Here is a 255-nt window from a genome sequence, read left to right as displayed (position 1 = left end):
GCGCGGACCACCCGGTCACCGATCTTGTAGCCGGCCTTCGCGACCACCTTGCACGTCGTCACCTCGACCTCGGCGTCGGTGCCGATGTGCGAGAGCGCCTCGTGGACGGTCGGGTCGAACGCGTCGCTGACCTCGCCGAACTTCACCAGGCCCAGCCCGGCAACCACGCGCTCGAGCTGCTCGGCCGTGGCCTTGAAGCCACCCTCGAGCGGCTCGTGCTCACGGGCCCGGTCGATCGTGTCGAGCACGTCGATG

The 255-nt window shown here is 69.8% G+C and carries 1 protein-coding gene; it reads right to left on the bottom strand.

The features are described 5' to 3' along the window. The coding region (gene grpE, locus ACZYRU_RS26995) for a nucleotide exchange factor GrpE (protein WP_488960189.1) at positions 1 to 255 on the bottom strand (255 nt) is incomplete at both ends.

This window comes from Nocardioides sp. F233 (assembly GCF_057813895.1).
This window is presented reverse-complemented; position numbering and strand designations above follow the sequence as displayed.